The organism is Hydrogenophaga aromaticivorans (genome assembly GCF_013387465.1).
Lineage (GTDB): Bacteria > Pseudomonadota > Gammaproteobacteria > Burkholderiales > Burkholderiaceae_C > Hydrogenophaga > Hydrogenophaga aromaticivorans.
The window spans coordinates 350,057-368,079 of sequence record NZ_VYGV01000016.1; the positions used below are offsets into that span (position 1 = coordinate 350,057).

Sequence of the window (18,023 nt, forward strand, 5' to 3'; positions counted from 1 at the left end):
CAGATCACTGCCGGGATGTCCTAAGGATGAGCAATGCATTCGCGAGCACTCTCACCAGGGTGGTCCAACGTGCCTTTGCAACGGTGTTGCGGGCCCATGGATCTCTGGGTTGGATGAAGATGCGAGGCAATGAGCCGATATCGTGCGCAGGTGACCCGATGAGCACCGCATCCAGTTTGGACAGCTGGATATTGAGCGCTGGGTCCACTCTCCTGATATCGCTGACCACTTCCAGGCAGATCTGCGACTTTTCTAAGCGAGGTGCTACGGCGATGATTTCGTCTTCCCAGTGGACCAGTTCATGCCTGGGCAGAAGCAGTTGAAGGAGCATCTGCAATTGCTGTGTCGGGATGCCTGAAAGTACCGTGATGAGATCGTGAGCTTGCGGGGATTGCAACTGCCGAACGTCGGCCGCCATGGCTCGACCTGTGATGTCGCCCTTGACTCGACCTCGAAGAGTCTCTGAACTGAAATTTGACAAGGCCAATCTTGATTCCAGGGCATCAACGGCTTGTCGTTGCAGACCGCTCAACATGTTGTTTGCCGTGCGCTGATCCTGACCCAGCATGCGAAGTCCCAAGTACATCACCTGAAGCGACAAATTAGATTCCGCGCTTGTAGGTGCACTACCCCACGCAGACGTTCTCACTGGGAGCACAGGTGATACAGCGGCGATGGGTGGCAACGTCTGACTCTTGTCCTTCGTGGTTCCCTCGGGCAGTTTGCTTTGGAAGTACTCCCATGGATCTTGATACCGTTGATCCCGTGAGCGGGCCTTGGTCAAGGCGGCTGTGCTGACACCGAGCTGGTTGAGCAGATGCTCGGTTGGACGATGTCGAATCAGTGTGGCTCGGAGTGCAAGCGCCCTGACCGGAATCCAAGCATGGAAGTAGTAGCTCAGTGTCGTCCGAACCGATGCGTGACCTGCGCATAGTCGAACAACGTCTGTGGCCCATGCCCGGTGCTTTTGATACCCAAACAGTGCGCTGGTAGCCCTCGGCCCCGTCCCTCCTGGCTGAGGTGGTTTGGTTGCCCATCTCCAATCCGGGAGCAGAAGATGAGACACGACGTGAGCGCGGAATGCATGAATTCGAAAATTCGGGTTCCGGGCAACACTTTGTATTGCTTCGGTGATGGCACTTCTGATCCACGCAGAGTCCACGGTCCAGGTGCCGTCGTGCAGGGTTCTGCTTCCAAAAATCAAGGCCTCAGGAACGCCATGGGTTTTCAGTTCTTCGATCTGCTGAATGAGCGAAGTGAGTTCGTGAAGGTGTTCTTCAGTGAGTGCCAGCCTTCGGCGAGCCGCGTGGCTTTTGAGGTGTGCGTATCCGCGCGATGTAATACAGATTGCGCCGTCAGCAGTGGCGTCGCTGATGGCCGCCGTGGCCAGCTCGCTCCATCGCATGGGTAGACTGCCGAGCAACTTGATCGCGAGCTGAATGCGTGCCTGACGTAAGGGGCCGTCTTGCGATGAAATCAGCAGAGAAGCGGCTTGATCCAGTTGTTCTTGTGTAAAAGCCGCAATCGCTGTCGTGGCTGTGGCTACTGGGTACCGTTTGATCTGAGTGAGATCTGCGCGCGACGGCAGCGGGTGTCCCAGCTCCCGGAGGCATTCCATGAGCCACTCGGACGCTTCGGTCGCGGTGACCGTTTGCTTTTCATCGGCGTGTGAAAACGCCATAAGGTCCCGGCAAAATTCAGCCCATTCTTGCGCGTCAAACGCGTCAGGATCCAGATTCCTCGCCATAGTCAGAAATGGGCGCAGCGTACTCAGATAGGTGGCTTGGCTGCTCCATTCGATCGCATTTCGTTTGCTTGCTCTGATGCGGGCGGCGTTGACGGAAACCACGCGAACCAAGGTGCATGTGAGTTCGCCTTCTGTTGGAATCCTGGACAAAGACACCCAGCGATCAAAAAGTTGCGCGCGCTTCTTTTGCTCTCCCAACTTGTGGCGCGATGACCCCAGGCGGTTGACCACTTTGTAGAAGGCGCTGAACAAGTCAGTGGTGGTCCGAAGTACATGACGCGGACGGGCAGGGGGCTCGGCGCCCTGTGATGCCTCCAGCCCAAATAGGTCGGCATTTGAGCGGCTGTCCAGAACCGGAGCATGACTGTCGTTGGAATAGCAGAGTTGCACTGCAGGGGGTAGGCACCAGTCGGCCCACAGCCGGCTGCATGCAAGCAACGCCTTGGCCACGTCGACTTTTTCTCCTCCCCAGCAGTCAGGGGTCGCCTCACCGATCCACTTCTCCGCTGCTTCGAGAACCTCGGAGTAAGCACTTGGTTTGATCTCTGCGTTCTGACCATGCCGGGATAGAAATATGGCGGTCGGTAGCTGAACAGGCGTGACCAGCACATGTTTCGAATTGGAACGCTTGAATTTTGCAACCCACCCCGCCGACCCCAGTTCGAACGACACGTTGATGTCTTCAAATATTGCTTCCAGGTCGATGGGCTCGTTGAGCGCGTCGAAGCTGACCAGGTGAAGCCACAGCAGGGCGTGTGGGTGGTTTGGTCCATGGCCATTCATCAGCAACTCCCGGACACGATCCATGATCCGGACGGCGGCCAGGTGCCAGCGGCTGAAAACCGGTGCATCCCATTTCTCGATGTGCACACGATAGGCGTAGTGAACTTTTTGTACCCGGCTACCAGGCGTGACAACGAATTTATAGGGGTCCGGAAAGGATGCTTTCGCGCCGATGTCTGGAAGCCACTTCTTCAGCAAACTTTCGAGTAGGACGCCGGCAGCTTGTGTGGCTGATTCCGGCGTGTACATGGCCCCTCCGGCAGGCAGCGCGAGTCCAGCTGTGGCATGCCCGGTGATCAACCGCAGGAGATGAGGGTCCTCGCCATCAAGCGCCCAGTGGGTGATCAGCACGTGGCGCATGAAGTTTTTTCCAGCTGAAAAGTAGCGTTGGGAAACAGCTTCGATATCCGCGGCCGTGACAGCCGATCTCGTGACCTTCTCTGAGCTGAAATCGAGGTACTCAAAAGCCGGCGCATCAAATCGAAGTTGACCTGAAGCCAGCTCCTTCCATCGTTCAGCAAGATCGCGTCGCAGGCGGCTTGCAAGCCGTTCCGCAACGGCTTTGCGGGCAATAAACCATCGGTGCAATCCATGACGCAGATGTATTGGTTTGGGCAGGATCCTCGACGAGTTTTCGTGCTCAACCTTTTTGTCTTCCAGCCACCAACAATCTGGTGCGCAGTACAGCGCGCCGCATGTGATCTCTTCAACCCTTGAGCCGCGACCGCCTACGAGAAATGTGGTCAGTGCTGCCGTCAACTGAGTGAGTTCGTTGAGGTTGTGAATTGATGAAGTCAGGTCGGTTCGCCTGTTGAAAATGATCGCCTGCAACGCGTCCGCACGCGCTTCCATTTCAGCGAATCCCGCCGCAATGTGTTCATCCGATGGAATGTCACGCTCGTGTGCCACTTCCATGGCAGAAACGCAAGGTCCAACGCCCAAGCGTTCGTAGACTTCACCGACCGATTGCCGGATGTCCTGCTCTGATGGGTGAAAGTAGTAAAGCGCGGCTTGTGGTGTTAGAGCCAAATCCAGCGAGCACACGCTCGCCATCAAATCTGATCCACAAGAATCGAGATACACCCTTGAAAGGGAGTTGGCCCATCTGCCAGGGAACGCTGGAAATGCAGGATCGCTGAGCTCCATGAGCAGGTCATGCGTCTGCCTGAGCAGCGCATCCCAGGCGGCCGTATCGACGTCCACTCCAAAAACGTCCGAGAAATGCCGAAGGGCATTGACGTTCTTACCATGCGCCAATCCTGCGATTGCCTGCGCCAAGGGCATAGGAAACGGGACCGCAATTTTGGCGGAATTGCGATTCGGGTCAGCCATGTTGGGCTCGCCTCGAAGCGACTGCATCGTCCAGCTGAACCGCAGATGATTGAGATCTATGTTGAGGTCAACGTCACGATTGACATTGGCATGCAGCAACACATGCCCCGGTGTTGAGGTCAACAGACTGGTTGTAGCGATCACAGCGGCGCGGTGCCATGGGGAGCTGACGTCAGTCAGCAGCGCAGGGAGCCTGGCTGCGATCTGACACGTCTGTTCGATCGGAAGCGAGGTCCATGATTCGAGCGCAAGCCGGTCGTTGCGCGGGGCGTTGCTGGCTCGCTTGATGTGCCAACCAATGATGGAGTCTCCCCGAGCAAACTTCGGAAGTGACGGTTCCGGATTCTCCGGCCCTTCGATGGCATCGACTCCACTGGATGTAGCCGAAAGGCCAGGATCCGACTTGCCTTCCTCAGGGTTTTCGCAACTCGCAGAATCCAGGCTTGGTTTCTGATTTTGAACGCCCCACTCGGCGATGCCAGCCGGCGTCGGCATGGGTCGCTCAAGGAGGCCCAGCACCAGTTTGCCAAGAGCGCGGACCGGAGGATGGGCAAGACCCTCAAGGAGGTTGACGAGCTGTGAGCGCTCGATGAGAGCGGGTGTCGTCAATAGAGACCACTCGGCATGTAGCTTGCGTCTGCCTGCGAGTGCGATGTAGCAGGTTCTCAAACCTTGAAGTGCTGCGTCGGTCAGTAGGTGGCGGCTTGCAGCGGCTTCCAGCACAAAGTGCACGAACAAGGTGTCGAGGTATTTGGTCGACTGGGTTTTGACCAGGCCGCGGGCTTCGATGCACCCGTGCAACCCACCCCAGGGTTGATGTTCGAGGTCGGCTGCCTTGGGCGATGCGGACGCCTTGCGCGCGTCGACTGTGACTGCCCTGGAAAGATGACGAACGATCCTCAGCCACTCTTGTGTGCTGGCCCCAACACCCAAGGCCTGACATGCTTCCAGCGAGCGGGCTAGCTGCTGTAGATATACCGGCGCACCGTTCCCACTGGGAGGACAACCTGCTGCAGTCAGCAGGGGATGATCAAAGGGATTTTCGATGGAGAGGGCACTAGTGGACATGCCCTGTTTATCCGCTGCGCGCTGTCCCAACTCCCGGAGACAAAACCCTCCTTTTGGCCGGTATCTCCCGGAAGGATGTCAATTTCTGTTTTTTTCGCCGATTTTTCCGACGGGCAGAATTGTGGAGTCCTGACTGACGAGAACGGAGGGCTGGTTGGCGCTGACATACTGATGACCGCTGACAGGTCTTCCGTGTAGTCAGCCGTACTTGAGCACATCAAGCAGGCTGCATCTCGCGTCTTGGGACCGATCTAGGCTCTGCGCCAATTTGCGAACCAACATCAAGCCCGCTTCGAGCCCACGGGCAATGGACTCCAGGCGCTGGCGGTTGAGAGAGTCGCCTTGGTCCTCGACGCTTTCTGCCGGAGTGAACCCCTCGGGCGACAGCAACCGTATCAAAGGTACTTTGAAGGCAATTTGGCCGCTTCAGTGGCTATCGTCGCCAGCAAGGCACCGGCGCTCAGCGCTTGTTGCGCTATGCCCGACGCAAACACCCGTTCTTCGTCCTCATAGACGCCTGATTGGGCGAGTGCCACGGCGTGTTGCTCCACGCCTTTCTGCAGGCGCTGCGTTTCCCTGGCCAGCAGGCGGCGGTCAATGTCACAGCGGATGGCAAAGTCGGCCAACGGAAAGGCTTTCACGTCTTCGAACCTGAACGCATCGCCAAAGGCCATCGCCATTTCCTGCGACATCTGCGGGTACTGGCTGACGCTCACCAGGTCGTACCAAGGCGCTGCCGACAGTCCGTATGGACCCACAAAAAACGAAAAATTCTTGCCGTGGGCATCGCAGTTGCCGATCACGTACTGGAACAAGGCCCAGCGCAACAGGTTCAGTTTGTCGATCGCCTTTTTGTTGACGTACTGAAGGAGACCGAACAGCTTTTCAAAGCTCACCCCGTCACGGTACTGCGCAGCGGCTCCGGCGCTGCCGACGTTGCGCTCGTACTTGAAGCTCACGGGCAGGTCGCAGGCCTGGCAGGCATCGATGATGTGCAGCCGGAGGACCCAGGTGCCACCTGCATCCTGCACCACTTCGCGGTCGAAGCGACGGATCGCCAGCACCGGCCGGGGCGTGCGAAGGATGGACACTTCTGCGGCGGGCAGTCCCAAGGCCCGGGCCAGGCTCATGCAGTAGTGCTCGTTGATCACCATGTGCGGCAGCTGGTTGCCGAGCGGCTGAGGCTTCAGGATGTGGGTGGATGCGAGCGGGTATTCAGGCAAGACCAGGCTGCCCGTCGCCCCCATGTCGCCATCCACATAGACCAGCAATTTGTCCTGGTAACCCGCTACCGACAGGCGCACCTGGCCGTCCCACTCCATGAACGGACGGTGGTCACGGTCCTGGATGCGTTGATCGAGTTCATCCAGGGAAACCCGGCGCCAGGGTGCTGCAGCGGGCTTTGATCGACCGTCCTGATCGGGGGTGAGAAAACGGAAGGCGCCCGTGGTCTCGGTTCCCAGTGCCTGGATCAACCCATACACATTGCTTTTAGCAACCCCTTGGCTGGCTGCCACGATGTCGAGGGCGCGGCCTTCCGGTAGCAGGTTTTCGATGAAGCGCCGCACCGATGCGGATGTGTAGCCACCGGCCGGTGCCTGCAGGGGCAATGCCGGTGAAAGGCCGTAAGCCTCGGGTGATGCGAGCCACTCGGGGCTGTAGGCCAGGGCCCAGGTCTCGTCTTCAGCCTGGTAGCGGATGTCGGCCACGGGCGTGTCCAAGGACCACAGTCTCAGGAAGTGGGTGGTGCTCACTTGGACGCCTCGCGATGACCGGCGGATGCTTCGCGCAGCATTTGCATCTGCGGATGGTCTTTGGGCAACAGCACCAGTGCCAGGCCCAAGCCGTCGAGCACGCCCATCAATTTGTCGGTGCGCACGCTGCCCTGGCCGTTCTCCAGCCGCGAGAGCAGATCAACCGACACGCCGGTCAAGGCGGCCGCATCATCGATGCGCAGCGACTGGTTCATGCGTTGCGCACGCACCTGCAGGCCGACGTCGACCATGTTTTGGACAACCTGGACGGCCGGCACCGAGGGCGCTTGGCGGGTCCGGGGCGGGCGATCGGTGCGGGGGGCAGTGGGCTTCATATGTTTCGGAGTATCAGAAAGTTCGCGCTGAAAAAGATAGATCAGACATAATTTCTGCTATTCCGAAATCATAGCTAAAAGCCAGAAAACAATGAAGAAGTTTCTGAAAATCCGAAGCTCAACAGAGCCACGAGGGCGTAAGGCTTGAGCACCTTCCCGATCAGCTCGACGAGGATGTCTCAGGACAAGGCGTCATGCAAAAGAGGGTGTCGCGCCCGCCTTCTGGCGCAGCCAGCGCATGAGACCAAGGGTCAATACAATGCGAAGGCGAGTGCGTTTGGCTCGAAAAGAAGTTGGACATTAAACTGTGTCAGTTGAAACCATCTGTCCATTTGCACGGCAGAATAACCACCACCGTACCCACTATGAAAGCACTCAAAAAGTGCCTCATAAGAACGACCGGGTAACGATCAAAACCATCCAACAACCAGATGGTTTTTTGCCCTCCGAAGCCAAGGGTCGTGGGTTCGATCCCCGCCAGCCGCACCACCATCACAACGACTTACGTGGGTTCCTCGTGACCCACGCGACAGTCCAACATGCTCCTCTTGAGCTGTTCATTCGGTCGCATGCGACAGGTAGCCTTCACGGATGACCCAGTTCAGTTTCGAATTTGACCCGCCCAAGCCCACGGAGCCGCCGGCCGCGGCACCCGTTGTGGCACCCCTGGCGCTGAATCTGGAGCAGATGGCGCAGTTGCTGGAGCAGCACGCCGACTACCGGGTCCTGCGCCGACTGGTGCCCTGCATGGACTTCGGTCCGAATCCCGGCAACCCGGGCGCCGGCCTGCGCGTGCTGGTGCTCGACACCGAAACCACCGGACTCTCCCACCAGACCGACAAGATCATCGAGTTGGCCATGTTGCTGGTGCAGGTGGACGCCGCCACGGGTTTGCCGTGGGGGCCGGTTGAGGTCTTTGAAGGTTTTGAAGACCCTGGCATGCCGATTCCGCCGGCGGCGCTGGCCGTGACGGGCATCAGCGACGACATGGTCAGGGGTCAGCGCCTGGACGACGAGCAGGTCGCGGCCATGGTGTCGAAGGCCGATCTGATCGTGGCGCACAACGCCGGCTTCGACAGGCCCTTCGTGGAGGCCCGTTTTCCCTGCTTCGCTGCCAAAGCCTGGGCCTGTTCGTTCATGGACATCGACTGGAAAGCGGCCGGTTCGGGCTCGTCCAAGTTGAGTGCGCTGGCCAACGACCAGGGCTGGTTCTACGACGCGCACCGTGCACAGGTGGATTGCCATGCCTTGCTGCAGGTGCTGAGCCGACCCGTGGGCCCCGCCACCACGGGCCTGAGCCAACTGATCACAGCCGCTGCGTTGCCCAGCTTCAAGTTGCGGGCGACGGGTTCACCCTTCGAGTCCAAAGACAAGCTGAAGGCCCGGGGCTACCGGTGGGATGCGGATGCCAGGGTCTGGACCTGCACGCTGGCGAGCCAGGCGCTGCTGGATGCCGAGCTGGCATGGCTCAAGGCCGAGGTCTATGGCCGGCGCAGCGCGCGGCTGGACATCGAAGCGATGGACAGCACCGTGCGTTATTCAGCGAGGCACGGTCGCACCGTTGAACAGGGCTTGTAGGCCCGCAACCGCGTGTTCACGCCGACTCCCAGTTCGATCGCAGCGCCTCGGCCTCGGTGCGGTACAGCCGCAGCAGTTCGCCTTCGGGCAGTTCGCCCGCCTTGCGCAGCAGCGCCTCCACCGGCAGTTTCAAACCCACCAGGTGCAGTGCGATGCCCTGGCTGGCCAGCTGCGTGCGCAGGCGGCCAAAGGCTTCGACGCCGGTGGCGTCGATCCAGTTGATCGGGTGCGCGAACAGCATCACGTGGCGCGTGTCCGGGTGCTGGGTGAGGTGTTGCGTGATGGCCAGTTCGAAACCGTTGACGGTGGCGAAGTCCAGCGCCGCGTCCATGCGCAGCGCGCAGGTGTGATCGTTCAGCGGTGGCAGCTTCCAGAGGTGGCGGTCGCGCAGGCTGCCGTCGGTGTGCAGCCCGACCTCGATGATGCGGGGGTGCAGCCGCAGGTAGAGAAAGTGCGACAGCGCCATCAGCATGCCGGCGAGCACGCCCCAGTAGAGCTGGGGCGCGGCGAGCACCGTGATGGCAAACGTCAGCGCCGCCGTGACCGCCTCCACCCGCGACAGCCGCCACAGCCGCAGGAAGGCCCTGGGCCGGATCAGGCCCGCCACCGCCACCACCACGATCGCCGCCAGCACCGCCAGTGGCACATACGCCAGCAGCGGCGTGAGCAGCAACAGCGTGAGCAGCACCACCGCCACCGAAAACACCGTCGCCCAGCCGGTGCGCGCGCCGGCGTACAGGTTGAGCGCCGAACGCGAGAACGAGGAGCTGGTGGGGAACGCGCCCACCAGCGCCGAGGACAACTTGGCCAGACCCTGGCCGATCAGGTCCTGGTTCTGGTCCCAGCGCTGGCCGCGGTCGCCGCTGTCGACCTTGGCACTCGACGCGGTTTCCAGAAAACTCACCAGCGTGATCACCAGCGTGGGCAGCAACAGCTGGCGCAGCGTTTCCCAGCCTGGCCAGCCCGGTGCGTAGAGCGCGGGAAGGCCCTGCGGCAGGGCGCCGATCAAGGCGCCGCCCGAGGCCTGAAAACCGGTCCAGTAGCTCAGGCCCGCGGTGCCCACCACCAGCAGCAGCACGCTGGGAAAGCCGGGCCGCCAGCGCCGCGCCAGCATCAGGACCGCCGCCGCCCCGAGGCCGAAGGCCAGCGTGGGCCAGTGCAGCCGGGGCTGCGTCAGCAACGCGGCCCAGCCGTCGGAAAAACCCAGCATCGCCGGCAGCTGTGAACCGATGATCAGCACCGCCGCGCCTTGCGTGAACGCCATCAGCACCGGCGAGTTCACGAGGTTGAGCAGCCAGCCAAAGCGCGCAAAACCCAGCACGACCTGCAAGCCACCGCTCAGCAACGCCAGCCACACCGCCAGCTCGATCCAGCGCGCGCTGCCCGGTTCGGCCAGTCCGGTGAGCGAGGCGCTCACCAGCAGGCAGGTGAGTGCGGTGGGGCCGACCGAGAGCCGCACCGACGAACTGAACAGCACCGCGATCAGCGCCGGCAGCATGGACGCGTAGATGCCCGTCACCAGTGGCATGCCCGCCAGCGCGGCGTAGGCCACGCCCTGCGGAATCACCATCAGCCCGACCGTCAAACCCGCCAGTGCTTCGCTGCGCAGCAACGCGGCGTCGGGCCGGGGCCAGTTGAGAAAGGGGAAGAGGCGGTGCAGGCGGGGCATGTGTGGATGCTACCCGGGCTCGGGTGCGCTGGCAGACACGCCCGCCCGGCTCACGGGCGCATCTGTCCCGCCAGAGGCGCGGGCCTACCAGTGCGCGTGGATGCGTCCTTCGACCACCCTGGACTCGTAGCGCTTGAGCGGGCTGTTGCCTTTCTTGATGCAGGCACCGCTGTGGGCGTCGAAAGCCCACTGGTGCTTGGGGCAGGTCAGGGTGCCGTCCTGGAGGGCCAGTTCGGGAATGTCGGTGCTCTGGTGCGGGCAGCGGCTGTCGAACACGTTGTAGGTCTGCTGGTCCCGGTAGATGAACAGCCCCCGGCCGTCGCATTCCGTGCGGACCACCGCGCCATCTTCGATCCCGGCGCTGTCCATCACGTCGTGCCACCGGGCCGTCCGGGTGAGCACCTCCGGATCGAACTCGGGGATGTTCATGGCCAGGATGATGTCCACCGCCCAGACGATCTTGGCCAGCCCCAGCGTGGGGAATGCCATCAGCAGCGCGTCCAGCACCTCCATGGGCGTGCAGCCCTCGCGCAGCGCACGGCCCAGGTACTGCTTGAAGCCGCGTTCGGTCTGTGAATCGACCTTGGTGATGACCGAGATCAGGTTCCGGGTCTTGGGGTCCAGGTGTTTGCCCGCGTCCTTCAGGAAGGCAAAGTAGTGGCTCAGCGCGTCGGGCCGGGCCTTGAGCAGGTAGTTCAGTGCGTCACTCATGGTCAATCGCTTTCGGTTGTCAACAATGCAAAACCAGCACCGGGTGTTCGGTCAGGCCCATCACCTTCTGCGCCACGCCGCCCACCAGGGCGCGGCCAATGCGGCCGTCGTCCCGGCTGCCCATCACGATCAGGTCGGACCGGCTCTCGGACGCCGTGGCCAGAATCTCGGTGAAGGGCTTGCCGCAGCGCACTTCGCCCTGGGCCGCCACGCCGCCTTGCCCGGCGAGCGCCTGCATCTCGGCGATGAAGGCCTCGGCCTGGGGACGCAGGCCTTCCGTGGCGACCACGGTCACCAGGTGCAGCGGCAGGCTGCACTGGGCCGCCACCGCGACCCCGACGGCGAACACCTGGCGCCCTTGTGGACTGGGCTCGGCGGCCACCAGCACACGCTGGCTCCACATGCGGGCGCCGCGCGGCACGATCAGCACATGGCAGGGCGCGTGTGCCACCACCTTGCTGACCATCTCGCCCACCAGCAAATTGGCCAGGAAGCTGCGCTTGCCGCGCCGGCGGATGATGATCAGGTCGCTGGCCTGTTCCCGGGCTTCCTGCACGATCTCCTCGTAGGGCTCCTCCCCGCGGCGCAGGCGCAGCTCGATCGTCACGCCGGCCGCTCCGGCGAGCGTGCGCAGATCGGCGATCCGCTTCGCCGCCTCGCTCTCGGCGCGGGCCGCGATCTGGGGCGCCAGGGCCTCGTACTCCGGGTTGCTGACCAGGGGCATGACCGTTTGCAGCGGCAGCTGGCAGCGCGTGGCCATGCCGAAGGCCACGCTTTCGGCGCCGGTGTCGTAGGCCGTGTGTTCGGTGGCCAGCAGCAGGCGCGTGAAGAGATGGCCCATGTCAGTTTTCCACGGCGCCGGAGCGCCACCCTGGACGCATGAAACAACGCCACCCAGAGGCACCGCCGGGCCGGCTTTGCCGGACGGCCAGTGCCGCCCCCCTTGAGGGGGGTGACGCGAAGCGGCGCGGGGGGTGTTTCATCCTAGTGCCCTCCCGTCAGCACACCGGAAGCGGCCAGCAGGACCACCGCCGCCACCAGAAAGCAGATCGCGGCATAGGCGTGGTCGCGCCGTTTCAGGTACAGGGGGATCAGGCCCAGCAGGGGCGCCAGTGAGCAGCCGGCCAACAGGGCAATGCCGATGAGGTTGGCCATGTCGCCCTTGTGGGCCAGCGCCAGCCAGCCCCAGCCCGTGGGCGTGTCGGTGCGCTGCAGGAATTCACCCACTGGCAGGTTCCACAGGCCGGGCAGATCCTCCAGCGGGACATGGGGTGACAACAGTCCGGTCAGGTAGGCCGCAAAACTGAGGAACAGCGCCACGACGCCGACGCGTGTGCCCCAGTCGAGCAACAGCGCATAGCGCGATGCCTCGGCTTGTTGTTGCAGGGCGTTCGTGGATGGTGGGGTGTTCATGGCGGTGTCGCTTTCAGGCCCAGATGCCCAGACCCTTGAGCAGGGCCCGGATGCCCGCAAACAGCAGCAGTGCAATGACCATCCTGCGGATGATCGACGCTTTGAGCACATGCAGCAACCGGGCGCCCAGGCGTGCCCCCAGCATCATGCCCACCACCGATGGTACGGCGATCATGGGCAGCACCGCGCCACGGTTCAGGTAGACCCAGGCGGCGGAGGAGTCCACCAGCGACAGCACCAGTCCCGACGTGCCCGCAGAGACCTTGAGGGGCGCGCCCATCAGCAGGTTGAGTGCCGGCACATTGGCCCAGCCCGCGCCAATGCCGAACATCCCGGCCATGACGCCGATGGCCAGGAACAGGACCAGCCCGATGGGCGTGCGGTGGACCTGCCAGTCGATGGAGCGCCCCGATGCGCCGTCAATGAACACGCCGTGTATGCCCAGGGCGGACGACAGACGGTCCGGTTGCGGCACGTGAGGAAATTCCGATTTCTTCGATACCAGCATCAGCACCACGATGCCCAGCACGATCACGCCCAGAGCGGTCTGGATCGCCGCGGCAGGCAGGGCCAGGCCCAGCAACGCACCGGCAATGGAACTCATGCAGGCCAGCAAGGCCAGCGGCAGCGCCAGGCGCAGGCTGGCCAGGCCACCCCGCAGCAAGAAGGGCCCGGCGGCCAGGGCACTCGCCAGCGCCACCAGCAACCCGGCGCCGCGCACAAAATCCAGATGGAAGGGAAAGAAGCCGCCGATGATCGGAACGAAGAGCGTGCCGCCGCCGATGCCCGCAGGCACCGCCACGATGCCGATGAGGAAGCAGGTGACGAACAGGGCCAGTGGCCAGAACCACCAGGGCATCGCACTCCCGGGCACCGCGCTGTCGCCGGCGAACGCCAGGTCGGGCAGCATGAACAACCAGCCCCAGGCCACGCAGGCTTTCAAAACGGGCATGAACGACGCAGGGGTCAACCGGGGCATGGTGGACCGCATTCAGGAGATGGTCTGGTAGTACAGGTTTTGCGGGTGGTTCGCCTGCGCAAAAAAGTACCAGCGCTCGGCCAGCAAGCCCAGGTACTGCAGGGCAAAGGCCGCCAACAGCCAGGCCGTGGAGGCGCTGGACAGGGCCAGCGCCAGACACATCAGCGGCAAGGGAAACACCAGCAGCAGGAAGATCCATTTCACCGAGCGCAGCAATGCCGCGCTCTGGCCGTGGAAGAACTCCCGTGTGTTGAACGAACCGCCCATGAAGCCCTGTGCCTTCTGCACGATGCGCGGGTGCTTGATGCCGATGGCGCTCTGCACGGACGATTTGGGTTTGAGGCGGGCGTTGCGCACCAGCGAGGCGCCGCGCGAGACCGCGGCCAGCAGCGTCAACCCGATGGCCGCGAGCGCGTAAGGGGGCACCAGATCGGGCATGCCCAGCAGGGCCGCGAGCAGCGTGGCCAGGGTGAGGCCCGATGCACAACCCAGCAGCAGGTAGTTCAACAGGGTCAGGGGGCTGGCCCACTCCTGCAGGAAGCGGACCGAGGCGTAGATCATCGCGGTGCAGACGAACAGCGCCAGGCTGAGCAGGGCGGTCACGGCGCCGATCGGCACGGTCTGGGTCCAGCCCAGATACTGGGCGCTGCCGTACACCAACAGCCCCAGCATGAAGAAGGGCAGGGCGATGACCTCGCGCGACAACCAGGATGTGCGCCACATCGTGGCCGAGCGCCAGGCGCGCTCGGGGCGTCCCAGGTGGAAGAACGAGGCGATCAGTCCCAGCCCCGTCAGCACCAGTGCCACCAGGCTGCCCAGGAACAGGAACTGCCGGCCGGCGGCTGCGTCGGTCTGGGACAGAAGGGTCAGTTCGGCGCCATACAGCGCAAAAAACAGCCCTTGCGCGGCACCGATCAGCGTCGTCAAAAAAATGACCGAAAAAGCGGGTCTCATGGTGTGGGGTGCTGCGGTTCAGGTGGCGAAATCTTCGTGTCCCGGGTCGCGGTGGGCGGCGTCGGCGGGCCGGCTGTCGATCTTCAGCGGGTTGTCCACGCGCTCCAGATCTTCGGCATGGATCCGCATCTCCGTCTTGCGCCGGGGCAGGTAGTGGTTGGCCGGGCGGGTGCCCCATTCGGGCATGAGCTGGTAGCCGCCGCGCTCGGCGATGGCCTGGGAGACCACGGACTCAGGGTCGTGCACATCGCCGAACAGGCGCGCGTTGGACGGACAGGCCAGCACGCAGGCCGGCTTGCGTTCGCGCTCGGGCAGGGCCTGGTCGGTGACCCGGTCCACACACAGGGTGCACTTGGTCATGACCTTGCGCTGTTCATCGAACTCGCGCGCACCGTAGGGGCAGGCCCAGGTGCAGTATTTGCAGCCGATGCACTTGTCGTAGTCGACCAGCACGATGCCGTCTTCGGCCCGCTTGTAGCTGGCGCCGGTGGGGCAGACCGGCACGCAGGGCGGGTCTTCGCAGTGCAGGCACGACTTGGGGAAGTGCACCGTCTGCGTGATGGGAAACTCGCCCACTTCAAAGGTCTGCACCCGGTTGAAGAAGGTGCCGTTCGGATCGGCCCCATAGGGATTCAGGTCGGTCAGCGCACCCGCCGTGCCCGAGGTGTTCCACTGTTTGCAGCTCGTCACGCAGGCGTGGCAGCCCACACACACGTTGAGGTCGATCACCAGAGCCAGCTGGGTCATTTGCGTCCCCCTTTGCCGGCAAACCAGGCCTGCCAGCGGGCAGGGGCCGCCTCGACCCCGGGCGCTCTGGGCACGGCCTTGAACTGTGGCCAGCTCTGTTCAGGCTCGCCGGCTTGCGCCTTGTAGATGCGCACGCGCACGTCGTACCAGGCGGCCTGACCGGTGATCGGGTCCGAGTTGGACAGGGACGCACCGGCACCCGATGGCGGCAGTTCTTCCGAGATCAGGTGGTTGAGCAGAAATCCGCGCTGCGCTTCGTTGGCGTCCGGCGTCAGGTTCCAGGCGCCGGCGGACTTGCCGATGGCGTTCCAGGTCCAGACCGTGCCGGGCTCCACGGCCTCCGAATAGCGGCACATGCAGCGCACCTTGCCCCACTGCGACTCGACCCACATCCAGCCGCCATCGGCGATGCCTTCGGCGCTGGCGGTTTTGGGATTGACGAACAGGTAGTTGTGCGTGTGGATCTGGCGCAGCCAGGCGTTCTGCGAGTCCCAGGAGTGGTACATCGCCATCGGGCGCTGGGTGATGGCGTTGAGCGGGTACCTGACGGTGTCGGTGGCCTGTTCTTCCAGCGGCACGTAGTAGAACGGCAGCGGGTCGAAGTAGGTCTCGACGCGTTTGCGCAGGTGCTCAGGCGGCTGCTTGCCCGCGCGTTTGCCCTGCGCCGCGCGCCGGAAGCCCTGCAGGAATTCCGAGTAGATGTGGATGACGATCGGGTCCTTGTCGCGCCGCAGGCCCATCTGCTGTGCCCACTCCATGTAGCCCCGGTTCCAGTTGCGCATGTACTGGTGTTCGGGCGGCATCTGGTGGTGGAAGACGCAGTTGTTCTTCTCGTACATCTCCCATTGCTTGGGATTGGGCTCGCCCCGCATCGACTTCTCACCGGCCTTGCCCCGCCAGCCCGCGAGGAAGCCGATGCCCGAGCCGGGCGCGGTTTCGTAGTTGACGATGAAGTCCGGGTAGTTGCGGAACTTGCGCGTGCCGTCGGCCTGCGTGAACGCGGGCAGCTTGAGGCGGCCGGCCAGTTCGACCAGCACTTCCTGGAACGGTTTGCAGTCGCCCTTGGGCGGCACCACCGGGATGCGCACCGCGTCCACCGGTCCGTCGAACTCGGAGATCGGGCGGTCCAGCATGGACATGCAGTCGTGCCGCTCCAGGTAGGTGGTGTCGGGCAGGATGAGGTCGGCAAAAGCCGTCATCTCCGACTGGAAGGCATCGCAGACCACCAGGAACGGGATCTTGTATTCCCCGCTGTGTTCGCCCTCGGTGTGCTTGTCGTTCAGCATCTGGCGCACTTCGGCGGTGTTCATGGTGGAGTTCCACGCCATGTTCGCCATGAAGATCAGCAAGGTGTCGATCGGGTACGGGTCCCCGCGCCAGGCGTTGGTGATGACGTTGTGCATCAGGCCGTGGGCCGACAGCGGGTGTTCCCAGGAGAAGCCCTTGTCGATCCGCACCGGCTGGCCCTGGGCGTCCACGAACAGGTCGTCCGGGCTCTCCGGCCAGCCCAGCGGCGCGCCATCGAGCGGCGTGTCGGGCTTGACGGCCTGCGGTCCCTTGGGCGGGCGGGCATTGGGCGGCACGGCGCGCGGATACGGGGCCTTGTGCCGGAAGCCGCCCGGGCGGTCGATGGTGCCCAGCAGCGACATCAGGATCGCCAGCGAGCGGATGGTCTGGAAGCCGTTGGAGTGCGCCGCCAGCCCGCGCATGGCGTGGAAGGCCACCGGGTTGCCCTTGACCGAGGGGTGCCGCTGGCCCCAGCTGTCGGTCCAGGCGATCGGCAGCTCGATCTTCTGGTCGCGCGCGGTGATGCCCATTTCGTGGGCCAGGCGCCGGATGGTCTCTGCCGGGATGCCGGTGATGCCCTCGGCCCATTCCGGTGTGTAGGGCTTCACGCGCTCCTGCAGCAGCTGGAAGGCGGGCACGGCGGCCGTGCCGTCGGGCATCTTGAAATGCCCCAGCAACGCCGGGTCTGCGCCCTCGGCGTGATCGGCGACCGGGCTGTCGGTCAGCCGGTCCCACCAGTGGAAGTTGGCGGGTCGCAGCGGGTTGACGGTGTCGCCGTCGGCCTTGCGCAGGAACATGCCGAAGTCGTCGCTGGCATCGTCCTGGTTCACCAGCTGGCCGGCGTTGGTGTAGCGGGCCAGGAACTCGCGGTCGTACAGGCCGAGCTTGATGAGTTCGTGGATCAGCGCCAGCAACAGGGCGCCATCGGTGCCGGGTTTGATGGGCACCCACTCGTCGGCGATGGCGGAATAGCCGGTGCGCACCGGGTTGATCGACACGAAGCGCCCGCCGTTGCGCTTGAACTTCGACAGCGCCGTCTTCATCGGGTTGGAGTGGTGGTCTTCGGCCGTGCCGATCATCACGAACAGCTTGGCGCGCTCCAGGTCCGGGCCGCCGAATTCCCAGAACGAGCCGCCGATGGTGTAGATCATGCCGGCGGCCATATTGACCGAGCAGAAGCCGCCGTGCGCCGCGTAGTTGGGCGTGCCGAACTGGCGCGCGAACAGGCCGGTCAGGGCCTGCATCTGGTCGCGCCCGGTGAAGAGGGCGAACTGTTTGGGGTCGGTGGAGCGGATCTTCTGCAGCCGCTGCGCCAGCATCGAGAAGGCTTCTTCCCACTCGATCTCGACAAACTCGCCATCGCCGCGTTCGCTGCCGGGCTTGCGCAGCAGCGGCTTGGTGAGGCGGGCCGGCGAGTACTGCTTCATGATGCCCGACGAACCCTTGGCGCAGATCACGCCCTGGTTCAGGGGGTGCTCGGGGTTGCCCTCGATGTAACGAACCTCGCCGTTGCGCAGGTGCACCCGGATGCCGCAGCGGCAGGCGCACATGTAACAGGTGGTGTTGCGCGTCTCGGTGGTGGCGCCCGCCAGTGGGGGGCTGCAGGGGTCGTGAAGCGGTGTGGCGGACATGCGTGGGTGTCTTTTCGCTAAAGATGGAGCCATGC

The 18,023-nt window shown here is 63.5% G+C and carries 12 protein-coding genes; 1 reads left to right on the top strand and 11 read right to left on the bottom strand.

The annotated features are described in order from the left end of the window. Positions 1 to 4: 4 nt before the first annotated feature. The 3 genes from F3K02_RS18800 to F3K02_RS18810 form a co-directional block, all read right to left on the bottom strand. Positions 5 to 4,930 carry a hypothetical protein gene (locus F3K02_RS18800; RefSeq protein WP_177137145.1) on the bottom strand — a complete coding sequence of 1,642 codons (4,926 nt, stop codon included), beginning with the start codon at positions 4,928 to 4,930 and terminating at the stop codon, positions 5 to 7. A 395-nt stretch (positions 4,931 to 5,325) separates the two neighbouring features. Further along, positions 5,326 to 6,684 carry a HipA domain-containing protein gene (locus F3K02_RS18805; RefSeq protein ID WP_177137146.1) on the bottom strand — a complete coding sequence of 453 codons (1,359 nt, stop codon included), beginning with the start codon at positions 6,682 to 6,684 and terminating at the stop codon, positions 5,326 to 5,328. Continuing rightward, positions 6,681 to 6,935, bottom strand: a complete 255-nt coding sequence (locus F3K02_RS18810; protein WP_177137147.1) for a helix-turn-helix domain-containing protein — start codon at positions 6,933 to 6,935, stop codon at positions 6,681 to 6,683. Before F3K02_RS18810 ends, F3K02_RS18805 begins: the two co-directional genes overlap by 4 nt. Before the next feature lie 675 nt (positions 6,936 to 7,610). Here F3K02_RS18810 and F3K02_RS18815 point away from each other — a divergent pair. Next, positions 7,611 to 8,597 (top strand): 3'-5' exonuclease, encoded by a 987-nt coding sequence (locus F3K02_RS18815; protein ID WP_177137148.1) that lies wholly within the window; start codon positions 7,611 to 7,613, stop codon positions 8,595 to 8,597. Positions 8,598 to 8,613: 16 nt separating this feature from the next. Here the strand turns inward: F3K02_RS18815 and F3K02_RS18820 are convergent, their stop codons facing one another. The 8 genes from F3K02_RS18820 to F3K02_RS18855 all read right to left on the bottom strand — a co-directional run bounded on the left by F3K02_RS18820 (position 8,614) and on the right by F3K02_RS18855 (position 17,988). After that, the gene (locus tag F3K02_RS18820; protein ID WP_177137149.1) at positions 8,614 to 10,266 is read right to left on the bottom strand and encodes a SulP family inorganic anion transporter; all 1,653 of its coding nucleotides are present in this window, start codon (positions 10,264 to 10,266) and stop codon (positions 8,614 to 8,616) included. An 84-nt stretch (positions 10,267 to 10,350) separates the two neighbouring features. Then, the gene (locus tag F3K02_RS18825; RefSeq protein WP_177137150.1) at positions 10,351 to 10,977 is read right to left on the bottom strand and encodes a Rieske 2Fe-2S domain-containing protein; all 627 of its coding nucleotides are present in this window, start codon (positions 10,975 to 10,977) and stop codon (positions 10,351 to 10,353) included. Between the two features lie 19 nt (positions 10,978 to 10,996). Beyond that, on the bottom strand, positions 10,997 to 11,818 hold the full coding sequence (locus F3K02_RS18830) for a universal stress protein (RefSeq protein WP_177137151.1): 822 nt from the start codon (positions 11,816 to 11,818) through the stop codon (positions 10,997 to 10,999). Positions 11,819 to 11,961: 143 nt separating this feature from the next. After that, a complete protein-coding gene (locus F3K02_RS18835) occupies positions 11,962 to 12,390 on the bottom strand; it encodes a hypothetical protein (protein WP_177137152.1) in 429 nt (142 codons plus the stop codon). Between the two features lie 13 nt (positions 12,391 to 12,403). Further along, entirely contained in the window at positions 12,404 to 13,342 is a 939-nt protein-coding gene (locus F3K02_RS18840; RefSeq protein WP_218179495.1) for a sulfite exporter TauE/SafE family protein, read from the bottom strand. 39 nt (positions 13,343 to 13,381) lie between these two features. Continuing rightward, positions 13,382 to 14,323: a dimethyl sulfoxide reductase anchor subunit family protein gene (locus tag F3K02_RS18845; protein ID WP_177137154.1), complete on the bottom strand. Its 942-nt coding sequence runs from the start codon at positions 14,321 to 14,323 to the stop codon at positions 13,382 to 13,384. Positions 14,324 to 14,341: 18 nt separating this feature from the next. After that, positions 14,342 to 15,070: a sulfite dehydrogenase subunit SoeB gene (gene soeB, locus F3K02_RS18850; RefSeq protein ID WP_177137155.1), complete on the bottom strand. Its 729-nt coding sequence runs from the start codon at positions 15,068 to 15,070 to the stop codon at positions 14,342 to 14,344. After that, positions 15,067 to 17,988: a molybdopterin oxidoreductase family protein gene (locus tag F3K02_RS18855; protein ID WP_177137156.1), complete on the bottom strand. Its 2,922-nt coding sequence runs from the start codon at positions 17,986 to 17,988 to the stop codon at positions 15,067 to 15,069. Before F3K02_RS18855 ends, soeB begins: the two co-directional genes overlap by 4 nt. Between the last annotated feature and the right edge of the window lie 35 nt (positions 17,989 to 18,023).